This is a genomic window from Plantactinospora sp. KLBMP9567 (genome assembly GCF_033446045.1).
Classification (GTDB): Bacteria; Actinomycetota; Actinomycetes; order Mycobacteriales; family Micromonosporaceae; genus Plantactinospora.
This window is the reverse complement of sequence record NZ_JAWQRR010000039.1, coordinates 153,943-180,595: the sequence shown is the minus strand read 5'-3', so window position 1 is coordinate 180,595 and position 26,653 is coordinate 153,943. Positions and strand designations below refer to the sequence as shown.

Annotated in this window: 23 protein-coding genes and 3 tRNA genes; 12 read left to right on the top strand and 14 right to left on the bottom strand. The window is 69.9% G+C overall.

Features of this window, described 5'->3' with window-relative positions; all coding sequences use genetic code 11:
• The first annotated feature begins 43 nt into the window (after window positions 1-43).
• Complete coding sequence (locus R6Y94_RS29175) at window positions 44-811, top strand: crotonase/enoyl-CoA hydratase family protein (RefSeq protein ID WP_318399040.1); 768 nt, start codon at window positions 44-46, stop codon at window positions 809-811.
• Window positions 812-860: 49 nt separating this feature from the next.
• Here the strand turns inward: R6Y94_RS29175 and R6Y94_RS29170 are convergent, their stop codons facing one another.
• The 5 genes from R6Y94_RS29170 to R6Y94_RS29150 all read right to left on the bottom strand — a co-directional run bounded on the left by R6Y94_RS29170 (window position 861) and on the right by R6Y94_RS29150 (window position 6,221).
• Window positions 861-1,445, bottom strand: coding sequence for a pyridoxamine 5'-phosphate oxidase family protein (locus R6Y94_RS29170; protein ID WP_318399039.1), 585 nt, complete (start codon window positions 1,443-1,445; stop codon window positions 861-863).
• Between the two features lie 17 nt (window positions 1,446-1,462).
• Window positions 1,463-1,660 carry a hypothetical protein gene (locus tag R6Y94_RS29165; RefSeq protein WP_318399038.1) on the bottom strand — a complete coding sequence of 66 codons (198 nt, stop codon included), beginning with the start codon at window positions 1,658-1,660 and terminating at the stop codon, window positions 1,463-1,465.
• A 2-nt stretch (window positions 1,661-1,662) separates the two neighbouring features.
• Window positions 1,663-3,300, bottom strand: a complete 1,638-nt coding sequence (locus R6Y94_RS29160; RefSeq protein WP_318399037.1) for a glycoside hydrolase family 13 protein — start codon at window positions 3,298-3,300, stop codon at window positions 1,663-1,665.
• Window positions 3,301-3,709: 409 nt separating this feature from the next.
• Window positions 3,710-4,711: a LacI family DNA-binding transcriptional regulator gene (locus tag R6Y94_RS29155; protein ID WP_107262679.1), complete on the bottom strand. Its 1,002-nt coding sequence runs from the start codon at window positions 4,709-4,711 to the stop codon at window positions 3,710-3,712.
• Window positions 4,712-4,781: 70 nt separating this feature from the next.
• Entirely contained in the window at window positions 4,782-6,221 is a 1,440-nt protein-coding gene (locus R6Y94_RS29150; RefSeq protein WP_318399036.1) for an NAD(P)/FAD-dependent oxidoreductase, read from the bottom strand.
• A 692-nt stretch (window positions 6,222-6,913) separates the two neighbouring features.
• Between R6Y94_RS29150 and R6Y94_RS29145 the strand changes: the two genes are divergently transcribed.
• The 3 genes from R6Y94_RS29145 (at window position 6,914) to R6Y94_RS29135 (ending at window position 10,231) form a co-directional block, all read left to right on the top strand.
• Window positions 6,914-8,290, top strand: coding sequence for an ABC transporter substrate-binding protein (locus R6Y94_RS29145; protein WP_318399035.1), 1,377 nt, complete (start codon window positions 6,914-6,916; stop codon window positions 8,288-8,290).
• An 84-nt stretch (window positions 8,291-8,374) separates the two neighbouring features.
• Window positions 8,375-9,331, top strand: a complete 957-nt coding sequence (locus tag R6Y94_RS29140; protein WP_318399034.1) for a sugar ABC transporter permease — start codon at window positions 8,375-8,377, stop codon at window positions 9,329-9,331.
• Window positions 9,332-9,343: 12 nt separating this feature from the next.
• Window positions 9,344-10,231: a carbohydrate ABC transporter permease gene (locus tag R6Y94_RS29135; protein ID WP_318399033.1), complete on the top strand. Its 888-nt coding sequence runs from the start codon at window positions 9,344-9,346 to the stop codon at window positions 10,229-10,231.
• Here the strand turns inward: R6Y94_RS29135 and R6Y94_RS29130 are convergent.
• Window positions 10,221-11,168, bottom strand: coding sequence for a phytoene/squalene synthase family protein (locus R6Y94_RS29130; RefSeq protein ID WP_318399032.1), 948 nt, complete (start codon window positions 11,166-11,168; stop codon window positions 10,221-10,223). The two genes, R6Y94_RS29135 and R6Y94_RS29130, sit on opposite strands and share 11 nt — an antisense overlap.
• 217 nt (window positions 11,169-11,385) lie before the next feature.
• Between R6Y94_RS29130 and crtI the strand changes: the two genes are divergently transcribed.
• From crtI to R6Y94_RS29095, 7 genes are all read left to right on the top strand, one after another.
• Complete coding sequence (crtI, locus tag R6Y94_RS29125; protein WP_318399031.1) at window positions 11,386-12,873, top strand: phytoene desaturase family protein; 1,488 nt, start codon at window positions 11,386-11,388, stop codon at window positions 12,871-12,873.
• Window positions 12,874-13,019: 146 nt separating this feature from the next.
• A complete protein-coding gene (idi, locus tag R6Y94_RS29120) occupies window positions 13,020-13,667 on the top strand; it encodes an isopentenyl-diphosphate Delta-isomerase (RefSeq protein WP_318399094.1) in 648 nt (215 codons plus the stop codon).
• On the top strand, window positions 13,657-14,577 hold the full coding sequence (locus R6Y94_RS29115) for a MerR family transcriptional regulator (RefSeq protein ID WP_318399030.1): 921 nt from the start codon (window positions 13,657-13,659) through the stop codon (window positions 14,575-14,577). Before idi ends, R6Y94_RS29115 begins: the two co-directional genes overlap by 11 nt.
• Before the next feature lie 90 nt (window positions 14,578-14,667).
• Entirely contained in the window at window positions 14,668-15,459 is a 792-nt protein-coding gene (locus R6Y94_RS29110) for a polysaccharide deacetylase family protein (RefSeq protein ID WP_318399029.1), read from the top strand.
• 138 nt (window positions 15,460-15,597) lie between these two features.
• Window positions 15,598-15,670, top strand: a tRNA-Glu gene (locus tag R6Y94_RS29105).
• 35 nt (window positions 15,671-15,705) lie between these two features.
• Window positions 15,706-15,782: transfer RNA gene (locus tag R6Y94_RS29100), tRNA-Asp, on the top strand.
• A gap of 105 nt (window positions 15,783-15,887) precedes the next feature.
• A tRNA-Phe gene (locus R6Y94_RS29095) sits at window positions 15,888-15,961 on the top strand.
• Window positions 15,962-16,105: 144 nt separating this feature from the next.
• Here R6Y94_RS29095 and R6Y94_RS29090 read toward each other — a convergent pair.
• The 8 genes from R6Y94_RS29090 to R6Y94_RS29055 all read right to left on the bottom strand — a co-directional run bounded on the left by R6Y94_RS29090 (window position 16,106) and on the right by R6Y94_RS29055 (window position 25,172).
• Window positions 16,106-16,405, bottom strand: a complete 300-nt coding sequence (locus tag R6Y94_RS29090; RefSeq protein ID WP_318399028.1) for a hypothetical protein — start codon at window positions 16,403-16,405, stop codon at window positions 16,106-16,108.
• A 167-nt stretch (window positions 16,406-16,572) separates the two neighbouring features.
• Window positions 16,573-17,124, bottom strand: coding sequence for a peptide deformylase (locus tag R6Y94_RS29085; protein ID WP_412102913.1), 552 nt, complete (start codon window positions 17,122-17,124; stop codon window positions 16,573-16,575).
• Window positions 17,117-18,835 carry a carbamoyltransferase gene (locus R6Y94_RS29080; RefSeq protein WP_318399026.1) on the bottom strand — a complete coding sequence of 573 codons (1,719 nt, stop codon included), beginning with the start codon at window positions 18,833-18,835 and terminating at the stop codon, window positions 17,117-17,119. The genes R6Y94_RS29085 and R6Y94_RS29080 overlap by 8 nt, the downstream gene beginning before the upstream one ends.
• Window positions 18,836-18,843: 8 nt before the next feature.
• Entirely contained in the window at window positions 18,844-19,737 is an 894-nt protein-coding gene (locus R6Y94_RS29075) for a hypothetical protein (RefSeq protein WP_318399025.1), read from the bottom strand.
• Between the two features lie 58 nt (window positions 19,738-19,795).
• Window positions 19,796-20,695 carry a M24 family metallopeptidase gene (locus tag R6Y94_RS29070; RefSeq protein WP_318399024.1) on the bottom strand — a complete coding sequence of 300 codons (900 nt, stop codon included), beginning with the start codon at window positions 20,693-20,695 and terminating at the stop codon, window positions 19,796-19,798.
• A 43-nt stretch (window positions 20,696-20,738) separates the two neighbouring features.
• Window positions 20,739-21,488 (bottom strand): SDR family NAD(P)-dependent oxidoreductase, encoded by a 750-nt coding sequence (locus tag R6Y94_RS29065; protein WP_318399023.1) that lies wholly within the window; start codon window positions 21,486-21,488, stop codon window positions 20,739-20,741.
• A complete protein-coding gene (locus tag R6Y94_RS29060) occupies window positions 21,485-22,249 on the bottom strand; it encodes a hypothetical protein (protein ID WP_318399022.1) in 765 nt (254 codons plus the stop codon). Before R6Y94_RS29060 ends, R6Y94_RS29065 begins: the two co-directional genes overlap by 4 nt.
• Before the next feature lie 13 nt (window positions 22,250-22,262).
• Window positions 22,263-25,172: an SUMF1/EgtB/PvdO family nonheme iron enzyme gene (locus tag R6Y94_RS29055; protein ID WP_318399021.1), complete on the bottom strand. Its 2,910-nt coding sequence runs from the start codon at window positions 25,170-25,172 to the stop codon at window positions 22,263-22,265.
• Window positions 25,173-25,938: 766 nt separating this feature from the next.
• Here R6Y94_RS29055 and R6Y94_RS29050 point away from each other — a divergent pair.
• A complete protein-coding gene (locus R6Y94_RS29050) occupies window positions 25,939-26,616 on the top strand; it encodes an excalibur calcium-binding domain-containing protein (RefSeq protein ID WP_318399020.1) in 678 nt (225 codons plus the stop codon).
• Window positions 26,617-26,653: the final 37 nt, after the last annotated feature.

Here is a 26,653-nt window from a genome sequence, read left to right as displayed (position 1 = left end):
TCGGGGGATGCGGAGCGGGGTCCGGTGCGGGCATCCTTGTCCGGTGGGCGTACGAGTCGAGGAGAACGGTCCGGTGCGGACGGTCGTACTGTCCCGGCCGGAGACCAGGAACGCGGTGGACGGCCCGACCGCGCGGGAGTTGGCCGCCGCGTTCCGGGGCTTCGACGCCGACACGCGGGCCTCGGTGGCGGTGCTCTGGGGCGAGGGCGGCACGTTCTGCTCCGGTGCCGATCTGAAGGCGATCACCACCCCCAGCGGCAACCGGGTCGAGCCGGAGGGTGACGGCCCGATGGGCCCCACCCGGATGCGACTCGGCAAGCCGGTGATCGCCGCCGTCTCGGGGTACGCCGTCGCGGGCGGGCTGGAGCTGGCGCTCTGGTGCGACCTGCGGGTCGCCGAGTCCGACGCGGTCTTCGGGGTGTTCAGCCGCCGCTGGGGCGTACCGCTGATCGACGGCGGGACGGTGCGGCTGGCCCGGCTGATCGGGCAGAGCCGGGCGATGGACCTGATCCTCACCGGCCGCCCGGTGCCGGCGCCGGAGGCGTACGAGATGGGGCTGGTCAACCGGCTTGTCGAGCCGGGCGAGGCACGGGCCGCGGCCGAGGCGCTGGCCGCCGAGATCGCCGGCTTCCCGCAGACCTGCCTGCGCAACGACCGGCTCTCCACGCTGGCCGCCGCCGGCCGCCCGGAGGACGAGGCGATGCGCACCGAGCTGGCGTACGGGATGAACTCGCTCGCCACCGACGCCACCGAGGGGGTGGCCCGGTTCACCTCCGGTGAGGGCCGGCACGGGTCGTACCGCCCGACGTGAGGCCCGGCCGGCGAGACCCAGCCGGCGTCAGGCCCGGCCGGGGGGCAGGTCAGGCCGACAGCGGCGGCAGCGGGAGCGGCAGCGCGGGCAGGCCGTCTAGACTGCTGCCGACGTGGTCCTTCCGCTCGCAGTACGCGGCGAACTCCTCGTCGGTCTTCCGGCCGAAGTAGTCGGCGTGCAGCGTCCGCTCCTCGCGATAGTCCATGAACGGGACGGAGTAGCCGCAACTGTCGCTGATCCGCCCCGCGCTGACCAGCACGATCGCCCGCAGACCCGGCGCGCCGGCCTGCGCCGGGAAGTGCCGGATCAGCTCCGCCCACCGGGGGTCGTCCCGGAACACCGCCTCGCCCTGGCCGTGCACCCGGACGATGTTCGGCGGCCCGTCGAAAGCGCACCACATGAGCGTTATCCGCCCGTTCTCCCGCAGGTGCGCGACGGTCTCCGCCCCGCTGCCGCCGAAGTCGAGATATGCCACGGTCTGGTCGTCGAGCACCGCCAGCGACCCGGCGAGCCCCTTGGGCGAGAGGTTGACGTGCCCGTCGGCGGCGAGCGGCGCGGTCGCCACGAAGAAGACCTTCTGCGCCTCGATGAAGCTGCGGAGCCTGCCGTCGATCCGGTCGTACGTCTTTCCCATCCGGCCATCCTCCCTGGTCAGCTCCGGCCCACCGTAGTAGCGCCGGGCAACTCCCAGCGGCCGGGAAGGGCCGGCGGGGCGACCGGGCCGGTGAGCCCGCCGGCGGCGGGGTCGGCGTCCCCACCGCCGGCGTGCACCACCGCGACACCGGTGAGGTCGGCGTACTCACCGGTGCCAGCGCCACCGCGGGCGGTGGCCACGGCCGGCCCGCGCACCGTCAACTCGCGTCGGCGGTACGCAGCCAGACGGCGGTGTCGGAGGGCAGCAGATCACCGTCCACCGGCCGGCTGGCCAGCAGGCGGCTCTGATGCGGCGGAAGCTCCACCGGAGCCTCGGAGAGGTTCACCACGCAGGCGAAGCCGGGGTCACGGGCGAAGGCCAGTACCCCGTCCGGCGCCGGCAGCCAGCGCAGCGTGCCGTCGCCGAGGGCCGGCAGGCTCCGGCGGATCCGGATCGCCTCGCGGTACAGCTCCAGCATCGAGTGCGGGTCGTCGGTCTGCGCCTGCACGGTCTGGTCCTTCCAGGCGGCCGGCTGCGGCAGCCAGGGCGAGGTCGACGCGTCGTCCGGGCTGAACCCGAACGGCGCCGTGTCACCCGACCACGGCAGCGGCACCCGGCAGCCGTCCCGGCCGGGGTCGACGAATCCGGAGCGCGGATACATCGGGTCCTGCCGCAGCGCCGGTGGGATGTCCTCGACCTCCCAGAGCCCCAGCTCCTCGCCCTGGTAGACGTACGCGGCGCCGGGCAGGGAGAGCGAGAGCAGCGCGGCGGCCCGGGCCCGCACCGTACCCAGTTCCAGGTCGGTGTACGTCCCCTCGCGCTTGCTGGCGAAGCTGAACGTGGTGTCGGCCCGGCCGTACCGGGTGACCACCCGGGTCACGTCGTGGTTGGAGAGCACCCAGGTGGCCGGGGCACCGATCGGGGCGTGCTCGGCCAGCGTGCCGTCGATGCTCTCCCGCAGTTTGGCCGCGTCCCAGGCGCAGGTGAGGAAGTCGAAGTTGAACGCGGTGTGCAGCTCGTCCGGGCGCAGGTAGTTGGTGAACCGCTGCCGGTCCGGCAGCCACACCTCGCCGATCAGTGCCCGTGGCTCCGGGTAGCTGTCGGCGATCCGCCGCCAGCTCCGGTAGATGTCGTGCACCCCGTCCAGGTCGTGGAACGGATGCGGCGCCCCCTCCATCACCTCGGGCAGGGTGGCGTCCTTGAGCAGCAGCGCCGCCGAGTCGATCCGGATGCCGTCCACACCCCGGTCGAACCAGAACCGCAGGATCTCCTCGAACTCGGCACGTACCCGGGGATGGTCCCAGTTGAAGTCGGGCTGCTCGGCGGCGAAGAGGTGCAGGTACCAGTCGCCCGGGGTGCCGTCCGGGTTCGTGGTCCGGGTCCAGGTCTGGCCGCCGAACTCGCCGACCCAGTCGGTCGGCGGCTGGTCGCCGTCCGGGCCGCGGCCGGGACGGAACCAGAACAGCTCCCGCTCCGGCGCACCCGGACCACCGGCCAGCGCGGCCTGGAACCACGGATGCCGGTCCGAGCAGTGGTTCGGCACCAGGTCGGCGATGATCCGCAGTCCCTGACCGTGCGCCTCGGCGATCAGCTCCTCCACCTCGGCAAGCGTGCCGAAGACCGGCTCGACGGCCCGGAAGTCGGAGACGTCGTAGCCGGCGTCGGCCATCGGCGACGGATACCAGGGACCGAACCAGATGGCGTCGACGCCCAGCCCGGACAGGTAGCCCAGCCGCTTCCGGATGCCGGCGATGTCGCCGATGCCGTCGCCGTTGTCGTCGGCGAAGCTGCGCGGGTAGACCTGGTAGATCACCGCGTCTCGCCACCACCGGCGGCGGCGCTCTGATGTGGACACGAGTACCTGCTCTCTGGATCGGTCCGGTGAGCTGTCCACCGGTACCTGCACGCTGGGTCCGGGCGGTCGTAGTGTGATGGGACCTCTGATGTGCCTCGTTTCGTGCCGATGACGATACAAACTCGATTGCGGCACCGCAATAATGCGACAGAACTCTGAAAGATGACGACTTAGATCGTCCGGCTTCCGGCGGGCGGTGGAGCCGTGCCGAGCAGGGCGCCGGGGCGCGACGGAACCCCTGCGCGGGGACGCGAAAGTGCCCGGTCAGCCGAGGCGGGCCGGTCGAGGCGGGTCAGCCGGAGACGTGGCCCGGGGGGATGCGGTGGCGCGGCCGGGCGGCCGCGCCGCGGGCCCGACGACGTGCGGGGCACCGGGCCGCGTGACGGTCTCGGTGCAGGTAACGGATCCGTCAGTGTCCGGGCGCCGGCGCCGTGGATCCGCGTACCACCAGTTCGGGCTCGAAGAGCAGCTCGTCGGTGAGCACCCCGACACCCTCGATCTGGTTCACCAGCAGGTCCACCGCGGCCTGGCCCATCATCTCGATCGGCTGCCGGACGGTGGTCAGCGGCGGGTCGGTGCAGGTCATCAACGCCGAGTCGTCGAAGCCGACCACCGAGATGTCGGCCGGCACCGACCGTCCCAGCCGGCGGGCGGCCCGGATGGTGCCGAGCGCCATCACGTCACTGGCGCAGATGATCCCGGTCACGCCGCGCTCGATCAACTTGCTCGCCGCGACCCGGGCCCCCTCCATGGAGAAGCTGGACCGCTCGACGCACTCCTCGTCGTCGGCCCAGCCGGCGACGTTCGCCATCGCGGCGAGCTTCCGGCGCGACGGCACGTGGTCGGCCGGGCCCAGCACCAGACCGATCCGCTCGTGGCCGAGTGACCGCAGGTGCCCGTACGCCTGCTCGACCGCCACCGCGTCGTCGGTCGACACGCACGGGAAGCCCAGCTCGTCGACGCCGGCGTTGACCAGTACGACCGGCAGGCCCCGGTCGGTGAGCCGCCGGTAGTGGTCGTGCGGGGCGTCGGCCAGCGCGTACGAGCCACCGGCGAAGATCACCCCGGAGACCTGGTGGTCCAGCAGCATCTCCACGTAGTCCATCTCGGAGATTCCGCCGATGGTGCGGGCACAGAGCGCCGGGGTGAGCCCCCGCTGGGCGAGTGATCCGGTGACCACCTCGGCCAGGGCCGGGAAGATCGGGTTCTGCAACTCGGGCAGGACGAGCCCGACCAACCGGGCCCGCTCGCCACGCAGCTTGCTGGGGCGCTCGTAACCGAGCACGTCCAGCGCGGTCAGCACGGCGACCCGGGTGCTCTCGGAGACGCCGCCCCGGCCGTTGAGCACCCGGCTCACCGTGGCCTCGCTGACCCCGGCCTTCCGGGCCACCTCGGTGAGTCTTCTGGTCACGGCCGCGATAGTACGACAGGCAGTTGCAAAAACCGAACCGAAGTTCGCCGGGCTGCCGCAACAAACCGCGTTACCGCAACAAACCGCGCACCGCCGTCTCGATCGCGCGGTGGAAGGTCGGATAGGCGTAGATCATCCCGGCCAGCGTGCTCACCGGGACCTCGGCGTGCACGGCCACCGCCAGCGCGCTCAGCACCTCGCCCCCGACCGGACCGGCCGAGGTCGCGCCGACCAGTACGCCCCGGTCGGCGTCGGCGACCAGCTTGATGAAGCCCTCGTCGCCAACCTGATGGATCCAGCCACGGCTGGACTCGGAGAGCGGGGTGAAGCTGGTCCGGACGTCCAGCCCCCGGTCCCGGGCCTGTCGCTCGGTCAGCCCGACCGCACCCACCTCGGGATCGGTGAAGGTCACCCGGGGCAGCGCCCGGTAGTCCGCCCGCCGCTCGCCGGCCGACCCGTCGTGCACGCCGGCCCGGCGCAGGATGTCGTCGATCGCGATCCCGGCCTGGTACATCGCCACGTGGGTGAAGGCGCCGTGCCCGGTCAGGTCACCGACCGCCCAGATCCCGTCGCCGGCCCGCATCCGGTCGTCCGTCTCCACGAACCGCCGCGTCGGGTCCAGCCCGACGGTCTCCAGGCCGAGCGTGTCGAGTACGGCCCGCCGGCCGGTGGCCACCAGCAGCCGTTCGCCCCGGAGTTGGTCGCCGTCGGCCAGATGCACGGTGAAGCCGCTGCCGTCGTGCTCCACCCGCTCCGCCCGGGCCCCGGTGTGCAGCGTCACCCCGTCCGCGCGCAGCGCCGCCGCGACCCGCTCCGACGACTCCGGCTCCTCCTGCGCGAGCACCCGCTCGCCGGCCTCCACCATGCCGACCCGTACGCCGAACCGGGCGAGGACCTGCGCCACCTCCGCGCCGATCGCCCCGCCACCGAGGACCACCACCGATCCGGGCAGCTCGGCCAGTTCCATCGCCTCCCGGTTGGTCCAGTACGGCGTGCCGGCCAGTCCCGGCACCGGCGGGATCACCGGGGTGGTGCCGGTACCCAGCACGACGCCGACCCGGGCCCGGAACGTCTCGTCGCCGACCCGCACCAGACCGGGGCCGACCAGCCGGCCGGAGCCCCGGACGAACCGGCCGCCCTTCGAGGTGAACCGCTCGACCCCGGCGTCGTCGGTCCAGCCGGCGGTGGCCTCCTCGCGGATCCGCTTGGCCACGATGCTCCAGTCCGGCTCGACCCGGGCCTGCCCGGCCAGGTGGTCGACCCGGCGCGCCTCGGCCAGGGCGTTCGCCGCCCGGATCATGATCTTGCTCGGTACGCATCCCCAGAACGGACACTCGCCGCCGACGAGGTTGCGCTCGATGCCGACGACCGAGAGGCCGGCGGCGGCGAGCCGGTTCGCCGCCTCCTCGCCGCCCACGCCCAACCCGACCACCACCACGTCCACGTCCGTCGTCACGTCCGTGGACGCGATCTCGTCGGTCTCCACCTGCGTCCGCTCCTGTTCAGCCATACCCGCCAGCTTTCCCGATCCGCCCTCGGTCAGCCAGGTGGATCGGATCACCGTCCTACCCGGGTAGGGACGTACGCTGCGGCTGCCCGGGCCGACTGGCTGCCCGGGCCGACCCGCCACGCTGCCGGAGCGCTCGGCCGGGGGACGACCCTTCTCGCGGTACGCCCGGATCGGTTCCTGCTCGGCGTCGTGCCGCCACCGCTGCGCCGTCGGGACCCCGACGGGGCGATCCGGAGCCTCGGCGGGAGCTCGGTCCCCACCCGGCTCCCGTTCCGACCTGTTGGTCCCGGTCGCTGTCTGTCTTCTTTGGACCTGGTTCTGCCGGCGTTCTGTCGGGTTCACGGGGTCCTCCGGTGCTCCGGAGTGCGTACCGCGAAGCGATCCGGCCCCGCCTGCCGCCGATCGGTCCGGGTCCCACCTCTCGCAACAGTCCCCTGAAACAGCAAGATTTCGGACAACACCTCAACCTGCTGTCTTCATTTGCCGTAATCAAGTCGTGTCTTTTCACAGCACGATCGATATCTTGCTGAAATGAGTTCGTCTCGCTACAGTGACCCCACTCACACTCGATGCCATACAGCTCCAGGGCCGGTCACATGGCGGGTGCAGACCAGCAGCAGGGCACGGCCACGGTGACGATCCCGCGGATCAGCACAGGTCATGGAGACTCCCGTTCCCGAAGGGATGGACAGATGTCCGTACCGCAGTACCGGAAGGTCGCGGCGCTGGCGCTCGTGGCCGGCCTGGGACTCAGCCTCACGGCATGCTCCACGAAGAGCGACGACAACTCCGACGCCGGCGGCAAGGTCACCATCACGGTCGACTGCCAGCCGGTCGGCTCCCAGAAGGAGCTGTTGCAGAACTGGAACGCCGATGTCGCCGAGTTCCAGCGGCAGAACCCCGACATCGTCATCAAGAGCGTGAGCGTCGGCGAGCAGTGCAACAACCCACCGGACTTCACCGCCCGGCTCGCCGGCGGCACCGTGACCGACGTCTTCTACGGGTACATGACCGACCTGGCGCAGGTGCTGGACTCCGGCCAGGCGATGGACATCACCGAGTACGCCAACAAGGAGACCGTGCCGACCTGGGACAGCGTCGACCCGGCACTCAAGGAGGTCTTCACCGACGGCGGCAAGCTCTACGCCGTACCGGCGAAGAACTACTCGATGGGCCTGGTCTACAACAAGGTGCTGTTCCAGCGGGCCGGACTGGACGTGAACAACCCGCCCAAGACCTGGGCCGACGTCCGGGCCGCCGCCAAGAAGATCTCGGCGCTCGGCAACGGCATCGCCGGCTACTCGGAATACAGCGCCGGCAACACCGGAGGCTGGCACTTCACCGCCCTGCTCTACTCCCAGGGCGGCCAGGTCCTCAGCCCGGACGGCAAGAAGGCCGACTTCAACAACCCGATGGGCCGGCAGGTCCTACAGAACCTCAAGGACATGCGGTACGGCGACGACAGCATGGGCGCCCGCCAACTGCTCCAGTGGGGCGACCTGCTGACCAACGCCGCCGCCGGCAAGGTCGGCATGTTCATCGGTGCGCCGGACTCCACCCAGGCGATCGTCAGCCAGTTCCAGGGCAAGTTCCAGGACTGGGCGATGGCCCCGATGCCCGGCCAGGACGGGCCGGCAAAGGGAACGCTCGGCGGCGGCGAGGGCTACTTCTTCAAGAAGGGCCTCACCCCGGAGCAGGTCAAGGCCGGTCTGAAGTGGATCGCGTACCAGAAGCTGACGCCGGGCAAGGGCCAGTTCGACTACGTACGGGCCAAGCCGCAGAACTACCCGGTCGGACTGCCGCAGCCGCTGCTCTTCGCCAACGGCAGCGAGGCGCAGAAGCAGGAACTCGAACTGCGCAAGGCGAACGCCAACCTCGACACCGCGAACTTCGCGATCTTCGAGACGAACCCGGTACCGATCAAGGGTGAGCCGCGCAACGCACAGGCGATCTACGCGGTGCTCGACGCCGCGATGTCCGGGGTGCTGACGAACCCGAACGCGAACGTCGACGCGCTGCTCAAGACGGCCGAGGACAAGGTCAACCAGCTCCTGGCCGCCGAGAGCTGATCCCGCTGGGGTGGGGGCCGGCGCGACCGGCCCCCACCGGCGTCCACGCCGCATCGTAGGGTCACCGACTTTCCAGGAGTTGCCTTGGCGACCACCACCGCCCCGGGTACCACCAGGCCGGGTCGCGCCGTGCGGCCGTACCCGGAACGGCCACGACGCAGCACCGGCCTCGGCCGGAAGGTCCGGGACAACCTCACCGGACACGCGTTCCTGATCGGCGCGGTGGCATGCTTCGTCGTCTTCTCCTGGTACCCGATGATCCGCGGCATCGTGATGAGCTTCCAGCGCACCCGGCGGGGCGAGACCACCTGGGTGGGCTGGGACAACTACCTGCGGATCCTCGACGACCCGAGCTTCTGGCCCGCCTGGAAGAACACCGTCTACTTCACGGTCCTGGCACTCGTCCTCGGGTACGCGGTGCCGTTCTTCGTGGCGATCCTGCTCAACGAGTTCCGGCACGCCAAGGGATACCTGCGGATCCTGGTCTACCTGCCGGTGATGCTGCCGCCGGCCTCGGCGCTCTTCCTCTTCAAGTACTACGCCTACGACCCCAGCGAGGCCGGACTCTTCAACGCGATCCTCAAGGCGCTGCACCTGCCGACGTCGGAGTGGATGCAGTCCCCGGAGATGACGATGCCGGCGATGGTGATCGCCTCGACCTGGATGAACATGGGCAGCGCGGTGCTGATCTATCTGGCGGCGTTGCAGAACATCCCCGGCGAACTCTACGAGGCGGCCGAGTTGGACGGTGCCGGGATCTGGCGGCGAATTCTCAACGTGACCATCCCGCAGACCCGGCTGATCCTGCTGCTGCTGGCGATGCTCCAGATCGTCGCCACGATGCAGCTCTTCATCGAACCGCTGATCCTCGCCAACGGCGCGGGCGCGGAGGACTCGGCGACCTCGGTGGCGTACCTCATCTACCAGCACGGGTTCTTCCAGAACGACCTCAACGGCGCGGCGGCGCTCGGCGTGATCATGCTCGTGGTGCTGGCCGGCTTCTCCGCCGTCTACGCGCGGCTGACCGCGAAACAGGACTAGGACGGGCAACCAATGGCACAGGACTCCGGCACCCGGACCCTCATCTCCGCCGCCCAGCTCCGCCGGGGACGCGGCAAGGTCGTCTACTGGGTGCTGCTCACCACCGTCGTGGTGGTGTTCACGCTGGTCTTCCTCGGTCCGCTCTACTGGATGGTCACCGGCGCGCTCAAGTCCGGACAGGAGATCGCGCAGACCCCGCCGACGCTCTTCCCGCAGGATCCGCAGCCGCAGAACTACGCCGACGCGTGGAACAACCTCGACCTGGCGAAGCTGCTCTTCAACACGTTCTACTACGCGGCCGGGGCGCTGCTGTTCCAGCTCGTCCTGGACACCGCCGCGGCGTACTCGCTGTCGAAGCTGCGACCGGTCTTCGGCAACGCGATCCTCGGCCTGATGCTGGCGACACTGATGATCCCGGCGATGGTCCTGATCGTCCCGCAGTACGTGACCGTGATCGACCTGCCGATCCTGCACATCAACCTGCTGGACTCGCCGTTCGCGATCTGGCTGCCCCTGGTCGCGAACGCGTTCAACATCTTCCTGCTGAAGCGGTTCTTCGACTCGATCCCGGAGGACCTGATGGCGGCGGCCGTGATGGACGGGGCGACGCCGCTGCGCACGCTCTGGTCGATCATCCTGCCGATGTCGCGCCCCATCCTCGGGGTGGTCTCCATCTTCGCGGTGACGGCGGTCTGGAAGGACTTCCTCTGGCCGAAGCTGGTGATGCCGTCCCCGGAGACCCGCACGGTCAGCGTCGGCATCTACGCCTTCTCCGGCGGTACGCCGATGAACGTCGTGATCGCCGCCTCGGTGATCGCCGCGATCCCGACCGTGGTGATCTTCCTGATCTTCCAGCGGAACATCATGTCCGGCCTGACCACCGGCAGCATCAAGGGATAGTGAGCGGCTCGGCGGCCCCGCGCCGCACTCCGGTCGGCGCCCCTGGCACCGCCACCGGGGTGCCGGTCGGGGTCAGCAGGGCCCGGGCGACGACCGCCGCCCGGCGCCGGCGCGGCACGACGGCCCGGCCGGCGAAGACGTCGTACCCGGCGGCGACCACCTCGTCCAGGATGCCGCCGTAGAGCAGGTAGGCGGTGCGGATGCAGGACTGCGAGGCGGGTGCGAGCAGGGTCACCCCGGGTGCCGCGGCGAGGTAGTGCTCCCGGGCGCGGCTCACCTCGTACTCGATCAGTTGCCGGATCGGCGGGGTGGCCCGCCCCCGCCGCGCGGCGGCGACCAGGTCGGCCGGGGTGACCCCGAATCTCGCCAGGTCCTCGGCCGGCAGGTAGACCCGGCCCCGGCCCAGGTCCTCGGCGACGTCCCGGATGAAGTTGGTGAGCTGGAAGGCGAAGCCGAGTTGCCGGGCGGGCTCGCGGGCGGCGGCCGGGTCGGTGCTGCCCAGGATCGGCAGCATCATCGTGCCGATCGCCGCGGCCGAGCCCGCCATGTAGTCGAGCAAGTCGGCGTAGCGGGGGTAGCTGGTCACGGTCAGGTCCATCGCCATGCTGCGCAGGAAGGCGGCGAAGTCCGCCCGGTCGAGGTCGAAGACGGCGATGGTGTGCAGCACGGCCGGCAGCAGCGGGTCGGTCACCGGCTCGCCCCGCAGCCCGGCGAGGAACCGCTCGGACCAGTCGGCGAGCCGAGCGGACCGGGCCGGGGTCGGGAGTTCCTCGGTCCGGTCCACGATCTCGTCGGCGTACCGGGTGAAGCCGTAGAGCGCGTGCACGTGCCGCCGTTTCCAGGCGGGCAGCAGCCGGGTCGCGAGATAGTAGGTCCGGCCGTGCCGTCTGTGCAGCTCACGGCAGCGTTCATAGGACCCGCCGAGACTGGTGTCCACCGACCCTCCAGGGGCTAATCGACGCATCAATCGACGCAACTCGTGGGCTTCAGGGTACGCTCGACCGGCTCTCGCGCGCGCGGTTCGCGGCCTGTCCAGGTACCGGTCGCGGCCCCGTCCAGGGGTCAACAAGGGATCTTTCAGGTACAAAAACGAGAAGAGTGCTGCCCTGCTGACCTTGGACCCAGGATGATGGTCGGTTCCAGGAGGTGATCGGGTGCGAACCGTACGTGGACGGACCGACCGGGTGGTGGTGGTCGGCGCCGGCCTGGGCGGCCTCGCCTGCGCCCTGCACCTGGCCGGCGCCGGACGCCAGGTGACCGTGCTGGAGCGCGAGTCCGTCCCGGGCGGGCGGGCCGGCCGGCTCAGCGTCGACGGGTACGAGTTCGACACCGGACCGACCGTGCTGACCATGCCCGACCTGATCGCGGAGGCGCTCGGGGCGGTCGGCGAGGAACTGGACGACTGGCTCGACCTCGTCCCGCTCGACCCGGCGTACCGGGCGCACTATCCGGACGGGTCCACCCTGGACGTCGTCACCGACACCGCGCGGATGGCCGCGGAGATCGCCCGGGTCTGCGGTGCCCGGGAGGCCGACGGCTATCTGCGGTTCGTCGACTACGCCCGCCGGCTCTGGCAGCTCGAACGCGCCGACTTCATCGACCGCAACCTGGACCGCCCGACCGACCTGCTCACCGCCAACCTGTTCCGGCTGCTGGCCGCCGGGGCGTTCCGGCGGTTGCAGACCAAGGTCGACCAGTTCTTCGCCGACCCGCGTACCCGGCGGATCTTCTCCTTCCAGGCCATGTACGCCGGCCTCGCCCCGCACGACGCGCTCGCCATCTACACCGTGATCTCCTATCTCGACTCGGTCGCCGGGGTCTACTTCCCGCGCGGCGGCATCCACGCCCTCCCCCGGGCGCTGGCCGGTGCGGCCGAGAAGCACGGCGTGCAGATCCGGTACGGCAGCACGGTCGACCGGGTGGAGACCTCCGCCGGCCGGGCCACCGGGGTACGCACCGCCGACGGCGAGTTCGTCCCCGCCGACGTGGTGGTGCTGAACCCGGACCTGCCGGTGGCATACCGTGACCTGCTGCCCGACGGTGCGCCACCGCGGCGGCTGCGCTACTCGCCCTCCTGTGTCGTGCTGCACGTCGGCGCCGGGCAGGGCTACCGGCGCATCGCCCACCACAACATGCACTTCGGCCGGGCCTGGCGGCGCACCTTCGACGAGGTGATCCGGCGCGGCGAGCTGATGTCGGACCCCTCCCTGCTGGTCACCAACCCGAGCCGGACCGACCCGTCGGTCGCGCCCGCCGGCCGACACGGCTACTACGTGCTCGCCCCGGTGCCCAACCTCGACCGGGGTGCCGGGCTGGACTGGCGCGGCGAGCTGCCCCGCCGGTACGCGGACGACCTGCTCGCCACCCTGGAACGCCGGGGCTACGTCGGGCTGGCCGGCAGCGTCGAGGTGCTCCGGATCGTCACCCCGGCCGACTGGGCCGACGCGGGGTTGGCCGCCGGTACGCCGTTCGCGGCCGCGCACAACCTGTGGCAGACCGGTCCGTTCCGGCCGGGCAACCTGCACCGCGGCCTGCCCAACGTGGTGTTCGTCGGTTCCGGCACGCAACCCGGGGTGGGCGTGCCTATGGTGATGATCTCCGGGAAGCTCGCCGCCGCCCGGGTGACTGGAGGTGGCAGATGACAGCCGACCGCGACACGCCGGGCCGGAGCGACGACGCCGGCCGGAAGGGCGGGGCAGCCCGGAGCGACGATGCCGCGAGCCGTGGCGGGAACGACCGGGGGGACGACGCCGGAGAGCGGGGCCGCCCGACCGACCGGGAGCGGCACCTGGTGGAGCTGGTCGACGAGGCCGGCACCCCGCTCGGGGCCCGTACGGTCGACGAGGCGCACCGGCCGCCCGGCCAGTTGCACCGGGCCTTCTCCGTACTGCTGGTCGATCCGGCCGGCCGGATCCTGCTCCAGCAGCGGGCCGCCGCCAAGACCAGGTTCCCGCTGCGCTGGGCCAACAGCTGCTGTGGGCACCCGGAGCCCGGCCAGGCGCTCGACACCGCCGCCGGCCGGCGGCTGCGCGAGGAACTCGGCATCGAGGCGGTGCCGCTGACCGAGATCGGGGTGTACCTCTACCGGGCCGAGGATCCTGGCACCGGCCGGGTGGAGTACGAGTACGACCACGTGCTCCGGGGCGACTTCGACGCCGACCGGGCGGTGCTGCCCGACCCGGACGAGGTGGCCGACCTGCGCTGGGTACACCCCGACGAGCTGCGGGCCGGGCTCGACGCCGACCCGGAGGCGTACGCCCCGTGGCTGGCCGGGGTGCTGAACCGGCTGACCGGCCCGGCACCGTCGTCCCCGTCCGGGCCACCGTCGTCCTCGTCCGGGCCACCACGCCGGGCGGAGAACCGCGGCCGGTGGGAGCAGGTCCCGGCCCCCACGGGTCAGGAGGACAACCCGGCGGAGCGGTCGGGTGGCCGATGACGGGTTGAGCGCCGGAGCGGTCGCGCGGCGGCTCGGCATCGCCGTCACCACCCTGCGGAGCTGGCACCAGCGGTACGGGCTGGGCCCGACCCGGCACGTGCCGGGTCAGCACCGGCGGTACAGCGTCGAGGACCTGGACCGACTGGACGTGATGCGCCGGCTCACCGCCGAGGGGATCGCCCCGGCCGAGGCGGCGGACTGGGCGCGCCGGGGCGCCGTACCCGCGGAGGCGCCGGTCCGGGACGGGCCGGCGCGGGCCGGCGGAGGCACGGCGATCGCGGTCGGTCGGGCCGGTCCGGCGGCCCGGGGCCTGGCCCGGGCGGCGATGCGACTCGACCCGCTGGCGATGCGCGCAGGCATCGGCGCGGCGATCGACGCCGGCGGCGTGGTCGCCACCTGGGAGCGGATGCTCCGGCCGGTGCTGGTCGGCATCGGCGAACGGCACGCCGCCAGCGCGGCGTTCATCGAGGTGGAACACCTGCTGTCCCGCTGCGTGTCGGAGGCGCTGGCGGCGGTACCCCGACCGCCGGCCGGCGGCTCGGCACCCCGGATCCTGCTCTCCTGCGCCGACGAGGAGCAGCACAGCCTGCCGCTGGAGGCGCTCGCCGCCGCGCTCGCCGAGGTCGGCGTGCACTGCCGGCTGCTCGGCGCACGGGTGCCGGTGACCGCCCTGGTCGACGCCGTGGACCGGACCGCCCCGCAGGCCGTGGTGGTCTGGTCGCACCGTTCGGCGACCGGCGACCCGGCCCAGCTCACCGCCGTACGGGCCGGCCCCTGGCGGCCGCCGCTGCTGGTCGCCGCCGGTCCCGGCTGGCCGCCCGAGCTGCTGCCTCCCGGGGTACGCACCCCGGCGACGCTGGCGGAGGCGCTGACGATGCTGCGGGACGTACCCGGATCTTCGGGGCGCTGACTCGGCTACCGAGCATTCGGGACATCGCCACCGTACGCACTCCGCTAACGTGGGGCAGCCGTAACCCGAAACCCCCTCGGGAGCCGCTCGATGACCCGACGTACGGCGCTCGCCGCCGGTCTCGTCCTGTTGGTGCTGCTGTCCACCGGTTGCGCGAACGAGAAGCCGCTTTCGACCAGATCACCGCTGCCCTATCCGCCGATTCCCCAGGTGACCGCGACGGCGTCGGCCGCGCCTACCGCGCCGCCGACAAAACCGAGCCGGAAGAAGCCGGTCGCCCGGGGTACCGTCGGCCCGCTGAACACCCAGCGGCTGACCGGGGTACGCGGGGTCGCACTCACCTTCGACGACGGCCCGCACCCGCAGTGGACGCCGAAGGTGCTCGACCAGCTCCGCAGGGCCGGGGTCCGGGCCACCTTCTGCGTGGTGGGGGTGAAGGTCCGCGCGTATCCCGCGCTGGTACGCCGGATCGTGCGCGAGGGCCACACGCTCTGCAACCACAGTTGGCAGCACGATCTCAAGCTCGGCAAGAAGAACACGGCGCAGATCCGGGCCGACCTGCGCCGGACCGACCAGGCGATCCAGCGGGCCGTGCCCGGGATCAAGGTCCGGTACTACCGCCAGCCCGGCGGCAAGTGGACCCCGTCGATCGTCGCGGTCGCCAAGTCCCTCGGCATGAAGTCGTTGCACTGGGACGTCGACCCGGCGGACTGGGACGACACCAGCGCCTCGGAGATCCGCCGCCGGGTCGCCCAGCAGGCCCGGCCCGGTTCGATCGTGCTGCTGCACGACGGCGGCGGTGATCGAAGTCGCACCCTCGGCGCCTGCCCCCAGGTGATCACCTCCCTGAAGCGGAAGTACGGGATAACCCGGCTCCGGTGAGTTAGTTTGGGGTGACTTGTCCGATTGGCAATACCGGTTTGGTCGGGCGGCTGGCCATCACGTATGCTTTCGGAGCCTCCGGCGGGGCCGGATGGGAGCACAGCCGCTGAAGTTGTCATGTGCAATGATGGCGGGGCCGCCCTCATCGTCTAGCGGCCCAGGACGCCGCCCTTTCAAGGCGGTAGCACGGGTTCGAATCCCGTTGGGGGCACGACCCCGGTCTCGGCCGGGCAGCAGTAAGAGCAAGGTCCTGTGGAGCAGTTGGAGTGCTCGCCGCCCTGTCAAGGCGGAGGTCGCGGGTTCAAGTCCCGTCAGGACCGCCAGCGCCGCTCGCCGCGCGTGTACACGCGCGGCGTTCTGCGTTTCGGAGCAGGTTACCCAGGGGCGGCAGCGAGTCGGTCACCCAGGTAACATGAGCCGAGTAACCCGGCCAGGTAGCTCAGTTGGTACGAGCGTCCGACTGAAAATCGGAAGGTCGGCGGTTCGACCCCGCCCCTGGCCACATAGCCTTTCGCCGGGCTAAGCAGCGCCGACCAGCGGAAACGCCGGTCGGCGCTTTGCTTCTGCGACCGCCCAGCACCTTCCGATCGAGCTGTCTGCTCACGGATTGCTCACATCGGTGTTCCGACGAGGCGCGCTCCTCCTGCTACCCGGCGCGATGTCGGCCGAGCGCCTCCTGCGCGGACACCGCCAGCGGCACCCATTGGCGGCGCTGGCGGGACTTCGGCGCCTTGAACAGCCGACCGACGTGAAATTCACCACATACCGGGCACGCCGCCTGCTCGGGCGTTACCTGGTCACGCGTGACCGCCACCATCCTCCGCCGCACGCGCAGGCCAGCACCGTTGGCGTCGATGTCAGACCAACGCCGACCGCACAACTTCGCCCTGCGGAGCCCGGCGTACGCGGCCAGCTCGTAGAGCGCCGAAAGCCGGTCCTCAAGCACGTGCTCTAGAACCGCGCGGTCTCCTCCGGTCCCGTACGTGACCGGGTAGTTCTTGACCGTATTGACGGTTCGCGGCGGTCAACTCGTCGAGCCACTGGTCGAGCCACTTCCGATTATCTGCACGCCGACGGCTGCCCCACCTCCGCGAGTACTGCGAATCGCCAGGGTCAGTACTGCCAGGCTCGGTCGCCGTCCTGGTATTCGTCCAGGCCGACCAGGGTGGTTCCGGGGGATAGCCGATCGGCGTAGAGGATGCCTTCCAAGTGATCGCACTCGTGGCCGATCATTCGGGCGGTGGCGCCGTCGAAAGTGCGGCTTATCGTTTCGCCGTCGGGTGCGGTCCATTGGAGTGCCAGCTCTGCCGGGCGCACCACCTGGCCTCGAACGTCGAAGAAGGACAGGCAGCCCTCCCAGCGGACGTCCTCGCCGGACGTCGAGACGATCCGGGGGTTGATCAGTGCCAGATCCGCTGCCCCGGCTATCCGGACCACGGCTGCGGCGCGGGCGATTCCCAGCTGCGGCGCCGCTAGGCCGCACCCCTTCGGGAAGTCGCGGGCCGCGCAGATCTGGTCCAGGGCCATCGTCAGTTCGCGGATCACCTCAGCTGCCGCCGGTAGTTCGCGAGGCAGGCCGAACCGCTCCGCTGGATGAGACAACACCGCGTCGCCGCGTCTCCTCACGCCGAGCCGGGCGAGTACGCCATCGATGGGCTCAGCCATCGGTGCCCCACCTGTCGAACCCGGTTGTGTCGGCCGGGCCCTGTCGGCGCACAATAAAGTCGCCGATCACCAGGCGGTCGAGAAGGGACCGGGCGAAACAGTCCACGGCGTCCGCCGGCGTCTCCACGATCGACTCCCCGCCAAGGTTGAACGAGGTGTTCAGCACCATCGGGACGCCGGTGATCCGTTCGAACTCCTCGATAAGGGCCGCGTAGATGCCCGATCCGGCCGGCACCGTCTGCAGGCGAGCTGTCCCGTCGATGTGCACGATCGCCGGTACGACCGGGCGTACCTCGGGAAGAACGGCCGCGGTGAACTCCATGTAGGGCGCATTCTGCGGCAGGTCGAAGAACTTGCTCGCCTGGTGTTCCAAGACGCTGGGGGCGAACGGCCGGAACGATTCCCGCCGTTTCACGACAAGGTTGAGGTAGTCGGGCATGGCCGCCCGGCGCGGATCGGCGACCATCGACCGGCCGCCGAGGGCGCGGGGGCCGAGTTCGCTTCCGCCCTGGAACCATCCGATCACGTATCCCGCCGCGACCAGGGCGGCCGCCTCGGCTGCCACGTTCTCGGACCGCCCGACCTCGAACGACGACGGCAGGGAACGGACCGCGGCGAGGATCTCCGACGCCGGGTAGACGCGGCCGAGCTGGGCGGGTGCGGACTCGCCGTACGGGAATCGCTTCTGCCCGGCCAGGACGTGCCAACCCCACATCGCGTTCCCGATGCTCTGTCCGGTGTCGCCCGGCGCCGAGGAGACAAAAATCCGCCGGAAGCCGGTCTCGTCGAGGATCCGGCGGTTCGCCACACAGTTCAGCGCGACGCCGCCCGCCAGGCAAAGGTTGTCGGATCCGGTGAGTTGCCGCAGCGCCCGGAGCTTCGCTACGAGCGCCTCCTCGAGGGCGTCCTGAACCAGGCGGGCGATGTCCGCGTGCCGCTGGGTCAGCGCCTCATCGGGGCGCCGCGGTGGTCCGAGGTCGACGCCGTGGGACGCGCAGAACAGACGCACCGTCGACGTCGGCTCGTCGTGGCCGTTCGGCAGCTTGGTACGCAGTTTGCCGCCGGCCACCGTGAACAGCGGCACATCGCCGAAGGCACCCGGCCGGCCGAACGCGGCCAGGCCCATCGTCTTGCCCGCGTAGACGTACGACCGCCAGCCGAGGTAGTACGTGAAGTGTCGGTACACCTCGCCGGGGCCGATCTCCGACTCGTCGAGTCCGTCGTCGGCGTCCGACAGCCGACGCAGGTCGTGTCCCTGGCCCAGGTAATAAGAGTTCCGCTCGAACCGGCTGTGCCACCGGCGGGCCGCAGGTTCCCCGAGCAGGTTGCCTTCGTTGTCGAGGACCGCAATCGCCGCGCCTTCGAAGGGCGAGAGGAAGAACGCGGACGCGGCGTGCGACAGGTGGTGTGACGGCATCGCGCGTACCTTCTCCGCGGCCACTCCGAAGTGTGCGGCGCCGTATCCGTCCTCGGCGGCGGGTTCGCTGCACGTGCTGATGACCAGCATGTCGAGGTCGTCCGGCGCCAGGCCCACGGTGTCCAGGCAGTACCGGAACGCCAGATCGGCGCCGCCCATGTGCTTCGAGCGGGACAGGCGTTCCTCGGCGACGGCGACCACCACACGGCCGTCCTCCACGAGCGCAGCCGCTCCGTCCTTGAGTTGCACGCTACCGTCGCGGGTGACTCCCATGTTGAGTCCGAGAATCCTCACGTCGCCCCCTAGTGCTTCATCTCGAAGTCGGGCACCGGCAAGGGGTAAGTGCTGGCGAGGTTCAGGTCCAGCCGGTCCCGGTCCCAATATCCACGGATCAGTTCGATTCCTGGCATGCTCCGCAGATAGAACGGCTTGTCGAGCTTCTGGCAGAGGGACGCCACGGTGTCCACCTGCTCTCGGAGGTCGACGACCTTCCACTCGCGTTCCTGGTCGAAAAAGCTCATTTTGGCAATCTCGGGCGAATCCTCGACCGAGATCCCGAGCCGTCGCTCCAGCACGCCGTCGGTGTCCAGGAACAGCGTTTCACCGAGCACCACGGTGCTGTGCGGTGCGGCGGCCCGGATCAGCCGGCCGTACTCGGCGGGGCTGACCACCTCCGCCGGAAGGATCGGCCGGGCCGCCAGCATCGTGGGTATGCGCAGGTCGGTCAGGAAGCGGCCGAGTTGCTGGACCCGTTCGGCCGGCGCCGCGACCCTCCTGCTGCGTTCGATGCGCCGGTAGCTGTCCCAGGCGGGGATCGAGACGCAGCCCACCAGCAGACGGCCCTTGGCGAACTGCCGGTCGGCGATCTCCCGCAGTGGCGGGAACCAGCGGTGCTCGATGATCAGCCGGGTGGTGAAGAGGAGGTCGCAGTCCAGCTTCTGGGACGCCTCGGCGAGAAACGTCACCGCCGCCTGCGGCTCGAGGAACGGTTCGATGTCGCCGGACAGGTACACGGCGGTGAGGGCGGACCCGAAGCTCTCCAGATCGCGAACGATGTGCTCAGGCTCCCGGGATGGGAAAAACTGGAAGCCTGGCGCGAAGACGTAGCAGTGCGCGCAGTTGATGGGACAACGCGCGCCCCCCAGCGAAACGACCACCTTGCCGCCTCGGTCCAGCAGGTACTTAGCGTGATCCATCTTTCGTCCTTCCCGAGTTCGGACGGCCCACCGGCCGAGGCGGTAAGGCAGTTGGCGCTTAGAGGCAGCCCAGCGTCGTCAGTGCCTGCTGCGGCAGCCGGGAATTCATGCCGAAGAGCGAGAAGATCTCCGCGAAGTCGCAGTGGATCCGCTTGACCCCCTGGTCGAACGAGACCAGGACGTGGAAGCTGGCCAGCGGCCGGTCGGGCCCCGCCATGCGAGGTTCCACGGTGAACGCCATCGTGGGCTCGATCTTCTGCCGCTCCTCCGCGTTGTGGAAGAGCCGCGCCATGCTGATCGCCTTCGCCATCCGGCGGAAATCACCGCTGCGCAGCTCGCCCAGCTGCTCCGTGGTCGGCTCCTCGTACGTCCACGGCAGTGTGTGGCCGATGTCGACACCGCCGGAGACGTCGGTGGTGCTGTACGTCTCGTTGACCAGTGCGGCCTTCTCCATCAGTCCGGCCGCGAAGTTGTAGAGCTCCCGCAGTTCCATGCCGACCTCGGCGTACGCGGCGACGGCGGCGGTGATCTCGAAGCAGGTGCTCAGGTGTTCCCAGATCTGCTCGTCCTCGCCGCCGTACACCGTGACTCCGAGGTCGCCGATCATGAAGCTGTCCGCGACCACTGGTGACGCGTACGCGTACATGAGCGAGCCGGGCTTGAGCTGGATGTCGTCCCGTGGCCACGTCTGCTGGTGACGGAGAGACACGTAGCTCATCCGGGCCCAGTCCGGCCCCTCGCCGATGAGCGCGCTCACTCCATTCGGTGGCGGCTGGTACCAGCCTTCCGCCAGGAGCCTCGGATCCGCCGCGAGCAGAGCCGACCATCGGTCGCAGACGCCCTTCTCGGTGACCTGGGAGTCACCCGCTCTGATGGCCTCCGCCAAGGTCACGGCCGCCGCTTTTCGCGCGTAGACAACGGCGGCGATCCGCGGATCCGGTGCGGATTCGTTGGTCATGTCAACCTTCCCGACTCTCGATATAACCATCCGAACAGTGCCTTTAGTACATCCGGGAACCGCCGTTGACGTGAATGGTCTGTCCGGTTATGAACGAGGCGGCCTCGGACAGCAGGAAACATATCGTGCCGGCGACGTCCTGCGACGATCCGAGCCTGCTCAGTGGTATGTTCTTCACCCACGAGTCCGGAGAGGTGGCCGACGGCCACCGGACGTGAAATTCGGTCTCGATCGAGGCGGGCGCCACCGCGTTCACCCGGATACGACGGCTGGCCAGTTCGGCGGCCAGTCCGCGGGTGAATCCGACGAGTCCGGCTTTGGCCGCGGCATAGTGCACGGCGCCGTTGCTGCCTCCGCTGAACGCGGACGACGATGTCACATTCACAATGGCGGAACTACCCGGCCGCAGGTGCGGTATCGCGGCTCGGCAGACGGCGAAGGCACTGGTGAGATTAATGGCGAGCGCGCGGTTCCAGGTTGCCGTCGGCAACGACTCGACCGGTACGCGGGCCACGGTGGCACCCGCGTTGTTCACGATGAGGTCGAGACGCCCGAATTTGTCCATCGCCCGGTTGACGAGGTAATCCGCGCCGCTCTCCTCGGCCAGGTCGGCGACGACCGCCAGGCTGTTGTCCGGACCGATCTGACCGACCAGGTCCTTCGCCGCGTCGACACTGTTCAGATAGCCCACGACAACTCGCGCACCGGACTCGGCGAGGTTGAGCGCCGTGGCCCGGCCGATGCCGGTCGCACCGCCGGTGACCAGCGCGACGGGGCCGGGTTCGGCGGTCAACGCCGGCCCCGTTCCATCGATGTCACCCGGCCGATCGACCGGACGTGGAGCACCCCACGGGGCTGAGCCGCGAACCGCGCGACGTCCAGCCGAGGTGACGCCACGACCAGCGCGGCCGTCGCCGGGCCACCGCTGCGGCGAAGTTCCGGGCCGCGTTCCATGGCTACGCTGACCCCGCGAGCGGCCAACTGGGCGGTCTCGCCCTCGACGCCGCCGGATCCGATGGGGATCACCTCATGCACGAACCGATCACGCATCAAGAACCGGACGGTCCGCAGATCGATCATTTGGGGATGATCCACCCGGGCATCGCCCCCGACAAGACATTCGCCCAGTTGCACCACCTGATCTCCTTCCCTGATGCGTTCCCGGAAGAAGCCACGTCGCCTGGCCAGCCCAGTCGCCGTGACTCCCAGCGATGTCTGGAGCGTGGGGAAATTGTTTTCCGAACTGATCACATAGGCGATCGAATCAATCAGGTTCTCCTCACGAAGTTGCTGATTGATCCCATCCAGCAGGCGTCGGGCGGTAGGCTCGCGCTCGACACTCAACGTGCATGAGACACTACAAGGAGCAGCGTTGACCGTCAATAGCTCGAACAACGCTACGCGCATACAGAAATAACCGACGCTGACCGGAGAGGCTTGCTCGAAGTCGTCCGGCTTCGCACCGATACCACCGGCGGCGTCGCAGGCGGAAACCAGCAGACGGCGGCGGCTGATCGCGAAGAAGGAAAGGTCACGGAACGTTCCGACGCGCAATATCGCCTCCGACCTAAAGTTGGTTCAATGCCACTCTGAATCCAATGTCATCATTTCGATTATCCACGGGATTACGAAAGCGGTAAGACGCGTCGAGCCCTTCGACCGTGAACCACCAGTTGCCGCCGCGCAGCACGCGCATGGCCACCAGGCCAGTGCTCGCGATGGGGTCGATCGGGGTCTCGCCGACGCGGCGGCTGTAGACATCCGGATCCCAGACGTCGAGGCACCACTCCCAGACGTTCCCGGCCTGGTCGAGGCAACCGAAAGGACCCCGGCCGAGCGGGAAGGAGCCCACCGGTTCCGGGCGGCTGTCCACGTCGCCGTCGTAGTAGCAGGCCCGGGTGCGGTCGGGCTTCTCGTTGCCCCACGGATAACGTCGGCCGTCCGTCGACCTCGCCGCGTACTCCCACTGGGCCTCGCTGGGCAGCGTGTACGGCAGGCCGGTGCGTGTGGAGAGCCAGCGGCAGAACTCCAAGGCGTCGTACCAGTTGACCCCGACGATGGGCAATTCCGGCCCGGCGAATCGCGGCTCCCGCCAGAAGGCCGGCTCGGCGTGATGCGTCTCCTGCAGGAAGATCTCGTACTGGCGATTCGTCACCGACGTCTCGGCCAGCCAGAACCGGGAGAGCCGGACGGTGTGCGGCGGCCGCTCCGCCCTGCTGACCTCCAGCGAGCCCATGGTGAACTCGCCTGGCGGGATCGGCAGCATGACGATCCCGGTCAGCTCGTCGATCACCGGTTGGTCCGCCACGAGCTGCACCTGACCGGCTGCGGTGGCCCCACCCGCCGACCGTTCCACGATCCGCGCCGCCAGCGAGGCGACCTGGGGGTCACGGTGATGCGCGAGCGAGCGGGCCACCCGGATGACCTCGCTGTCCCGCCGGTTGACGAACATCCGGAGCACGTCGGCCTTCGGCCCGGCAGGGGTGGCCGGATCCTCCAGGAATCGGACGAACGGCTTGGGCTGGATGAAGTCGACGTGGTTCACGCAATCCCGGATCATCGTGCTCGCCGTGCTCAGCAGGTCGGGCCGGAGGACCGCGGTGAAGAACTCCGCAGCCGTGTCCCGCGACGCCAGCTGGACGGTGAAGATGAAGACCTCGCGCCACCACTTGTTACCGATGTTGAACGCGACCCGCCGGAGCGCCTCCACGTCGTCGGCCAGGTAGGAGGCGGTCAAGAACTCCTGAAGGGTCAGGTGCGTGAAGCCGTACGTGTCCGGAGCCAGCCGGGTCAGCACGCCGGCTCCGAGCCAGAACCATTCGAGCAGCTCATGTGGGTTGACCCGGTCCTCGCCGGCGGCCATCAGCTCGCGTAGCGGCTCGGCGAGCATGCTGACGAACTCGGCGGAGTCGAAGTCACGCCGCTTCGCGTTGTGTACGTTGAACGCGACGTACCGCAGCACCTCAGTGGCGTTCGACGCGGAAAGCGGTGGCTCGATGCCCTTGGTCCGCGACCAGCGACCGAGCAGGGTACGCAGGCATTCGCGGTAGAAGTCCACGGCATCCTGCGGGACCTCGCCACCACGCAGCGCGATCACGCAGAGCAGGCTGAGCATGAGCGGGGACGAGGTGAGGACCGCAAGGTTCTGGCTGGCCGCGGCGCGCGGCCGCAGGCTGCCGATCAGCTCGTCCCTCAGCGCCTGGTTGCCGGTTCCGGGCTGCCCGTCGGCGGAGCCGATCAGGCGGTCGGCGGCGTCGAACCACCGCTCCACGAAGTGCTCCGTCCGGACCGCGTCCAGGGGCAGAACCTCGACGAAGGAGAACCGGGAACCGAGTTGCACCGCTTCCGAGTACGCCGCCGAGCGGCAGGACAGCACGAGCTTGATCCCGCGCGTACGCAGGCCCTGGGCCTGACCGCGCAGGTAGTCCACCACCGCGGCACGGTCCGCCGACTGGCCGACCTCGTCCAGCCCGTCCAGTAGCAGGACGATCCGGCCACGACGCCAGAGCCGCTGGACGAAGTCGTCGGGAAACCGGCCGGGCGCCGACGCGGCCAACTCGTTCTGGAGGACGACCGGCAGGGGCTGGTGGAGTCCGGCCGTGCTGAGCTTCCGGAGGGAGGCGAAGATCGGCAGGGTGTCGGTGTCCAGCCCGAGGGACGCCCCGCCAACCTGGAGAATCGACTCCAGCAGGTGGAGCAGCAGCGTGGTCTTTCCGGATCCTGGTTCGCCAACGACCACCACGCCCTGGGTACCGGCCGCGTCCGCCAGCAGATCGTTCATCGTGGTGCGGGCCTCGCTCTGTGCGGGCGACGACTGCCGGGTGTGGAACCGTCGTAGCTCCGGGGTCACGAAGATGTCGGAGAGCAGCAGAAAGATCTCTTTGGCGCCCACTCCGACCAGCTCGACGTACCCGTACCGGTCGATCACCCATTCCTGGTACGCCTCGAGCAGTTCGGTGGTCAGCCCCATCTCCGGCAGCGCGGACGTCAGCCTCCTGCGGAGCGCGAGCCGTCCCACCGCGGCCGACACCCGGACGGCGAGATCGTCCGGAGTGGTGAAGAAGTCCACCAGCTCGGTGTTCTTGAGCCTCTCGCGGAACGCGTCGAGCTTGTCGCCGTCCGAGCCGCGGTCGATGTACGCCGGGGACCAGGGGTGGTCCTCCTTCACGAGGAAGATCAGCGCCGGGATTTTGCCGCGCTTGGCCGCGTCGTACTCGGCCATGACGAAGGACTGCCCGCCGCCGGGCGGGGTGAACCCGTAGGACCACGCCACGATTCCGACGTAGACGTCGCAGGAGAGGACGTCGGCAATGCAGCGGTCAAGGGGAGGGACGGAATCGGCGCCATAGTCCTCCATCGCCACGCAGCGGCATCCGAGCCGCCGGAGCGCGCCGAGCACGGCGCTGCGATAGGGACCGAGGTCCCGTGCCGTCGATGAGATATATACGCTCAGCTCGTCAGCGGCCTGCGCCGGCATCGCTACCTCCCCCGGTGATGACGGACGATTTAACCGATCGTACGCAATACCTACACGGAATGTGGATATCCAACGAGCACTATGCCCACATTTAGCCCGATCTAATAATATCTTCGGATTTCGAGACGAAGCAAGAGAGTGGCGCGTCGGCGCTTGCCAGAAACACATCGTTCGCCCGCTGCCGGGTTTACCGATCGCGTCGCAGCTCCATTTCACGATAATTCGGCCACTATTGACGCAAGGCCATCAATCGATCACCTGATATTGCCAGCCAACATCGCCGTTTCCGGCTATCCATAAATCGATTTGGTCCGGCACTATCCCACTCTTGACCCGCCCGAGGTGGACGCGCAGCTGAGCTGGTCAGCCTGGTTCTACACACGACCGTGGGCGTCACCCACACCCCCAGCCAGGACAACCCCGGGGCGAGGCAGTCGGGGCAAGAAGGCATCTCCTGCCGCGACCCCGCGTCAGCCTGCTGGGGTCCAGGCACGAGGCGCCAGTTCGTTCGCCTTCGCTGCGTGGACCGAACAGATGCGAGCACTGCCAGTACGTCGGTCTCCGCTCGGCCTGACCGCCACCCTACGGCCGGCACCGGGCGAGCCACGGGTGGCTGGCCGGAGCGCCGACCGGGCAGGACGATCCGGGACGCCGGACGGATGGCCGGGCGAACGAGGCCGACTCCGCACGCCTCGACGACGGTCAGCCGCCGGTCCGACCCGATCAAGCGCTATCCGGAGCGTAGGCGCGGCGCAACACTGCGACAATGTCGTATCCACCGCCACCGCAAGACCCCTGGGACCGGCAACCTCCACCAGCCATCCGGGGCCAGCAACCCATCCCGGGCCAGCAAGCACACTCACCTAGGCCGGTTCGGCAACCCCGGAAGCTCACCACCGCGCAGCAGCTCGGTGTCGCCGTACTCGGCATCTTCGGTCTCTCCGTCCTCGCCTGCTGCGGCACCTCGGTCATCTCCGCGCTCTCCCCGGACGACGCAGACCCCGACCGGGAGCCGGCGGCGGCCCAGGCCACCAGCCAACCGACGACGCCTGCGCCGGTGGTGGTGACCAGCGCACCCGAACCCACCCCGCCGGCCACCACCGCCGCCGCACCTCCACCACCGAAGCCCACCAGTAAGGCCCCGCCGAAGCCGGTCTACTACCGGAACTGCTCCGCCGTGCACGACGCCGGCAAGGCGCCGCTGCGCAAGGGCCAGCCCGGCTACCGGGCAGGGCTGGACCGGGACGGCGACGGCCGGGCGTGCGAGTCGTCGGAGGGCCCGGCACCAGGCGACAACGACGACGGCGACGACGGCGGGTCGTCGTCGGTCTACTACAAGAACTGCACCGCCGTCCGGGCCGCCGGTGCCGACCCGATCCGCAGGGGCGACCCCGGCTACGGCCGCCACCTCGACCGCGACGGAGACGGCGTCGGCTGCGAGTGACCGCTGATCAACGGAGCATCTGGCCGCCTGTAGCGGG

Excerpts from the sequence above, each read along its gene's own strand:
- R6Y94_RS29085 (WP_412102913.1), bottom strand. The coding sequence starts at position 17,124 with ATGGCTGAGCCCATCGATGGCGTACTCGCCCGGCTCGGCGTGAGGAGA.
- R6Y94_RS29075 (WP_318399025.1), bottom strand. The coding sequence starts at position 19,737 with ATGGATCACGCTAAGTACCTGCTGGACCGAGGCGGCAAGGTGGTCGTT.
- R6Y94_RS29135 (WP_318399033.1), top strand. The coding sequence starts at position 9,344 with ATGGCACAGGACTCCGGCACCCGGACCCTCATCTCCGCCGCCCAGCTC.
- R6Y94_RS29145 (WP_318399035.1), top strand. The coding sequence starts at position 6,914 with ATGTCCGTACCGCAGTACCGGAAGGTCGCGGCGCTGGCGCTCGTGGCC.
- R6Y94_RS29070 (WP_318399024.1), bottom strand. The coding sequence starts at position 20,695 with ATGACCAACGAATCCGCACCGGATCCGCGGATCGCCGCCGTTGTCTAC.
- R6Y94_RS29055 (WP_318399021.1), bottom strand. The coding sequence starts at position 25,172 with ATGCCGGCGCAGGCCGCTGACGAGCTGAGCGTATATATCTCATCGACG.
- R6Y94_RS29150 (WP_318399036.1), bottom strand. The coding sequence starts at position 6,221 with ATGGCTGAACAGGAGCGGACGCAGGTGGAGACCGACGAGATCGCGTCC.
- R6Y94_RS29050 (WP_318399020.1), top strand. The coding sequence starts at position 25,939 with ATGTCGTATCCACCGCCACCGCAAGACCCCTGGGACCGGCAACCTCCA.
- R6Y94_RS29170 (WP_318399039.1), bottom strand. The coding sequence starts at position 1,445 with ATGGGAAAGACGTACGACCGGATCGACGGCAGGCTCCGCAGCTTCATC.
- R6Y94_RS29110 (WP_318399029.1), top strand. The coding sequence starts at position 14,668 with ATGACCCGACGTACGGCGCTCGCCGCCGGTCTCGTCCTGTTGGTGCTG.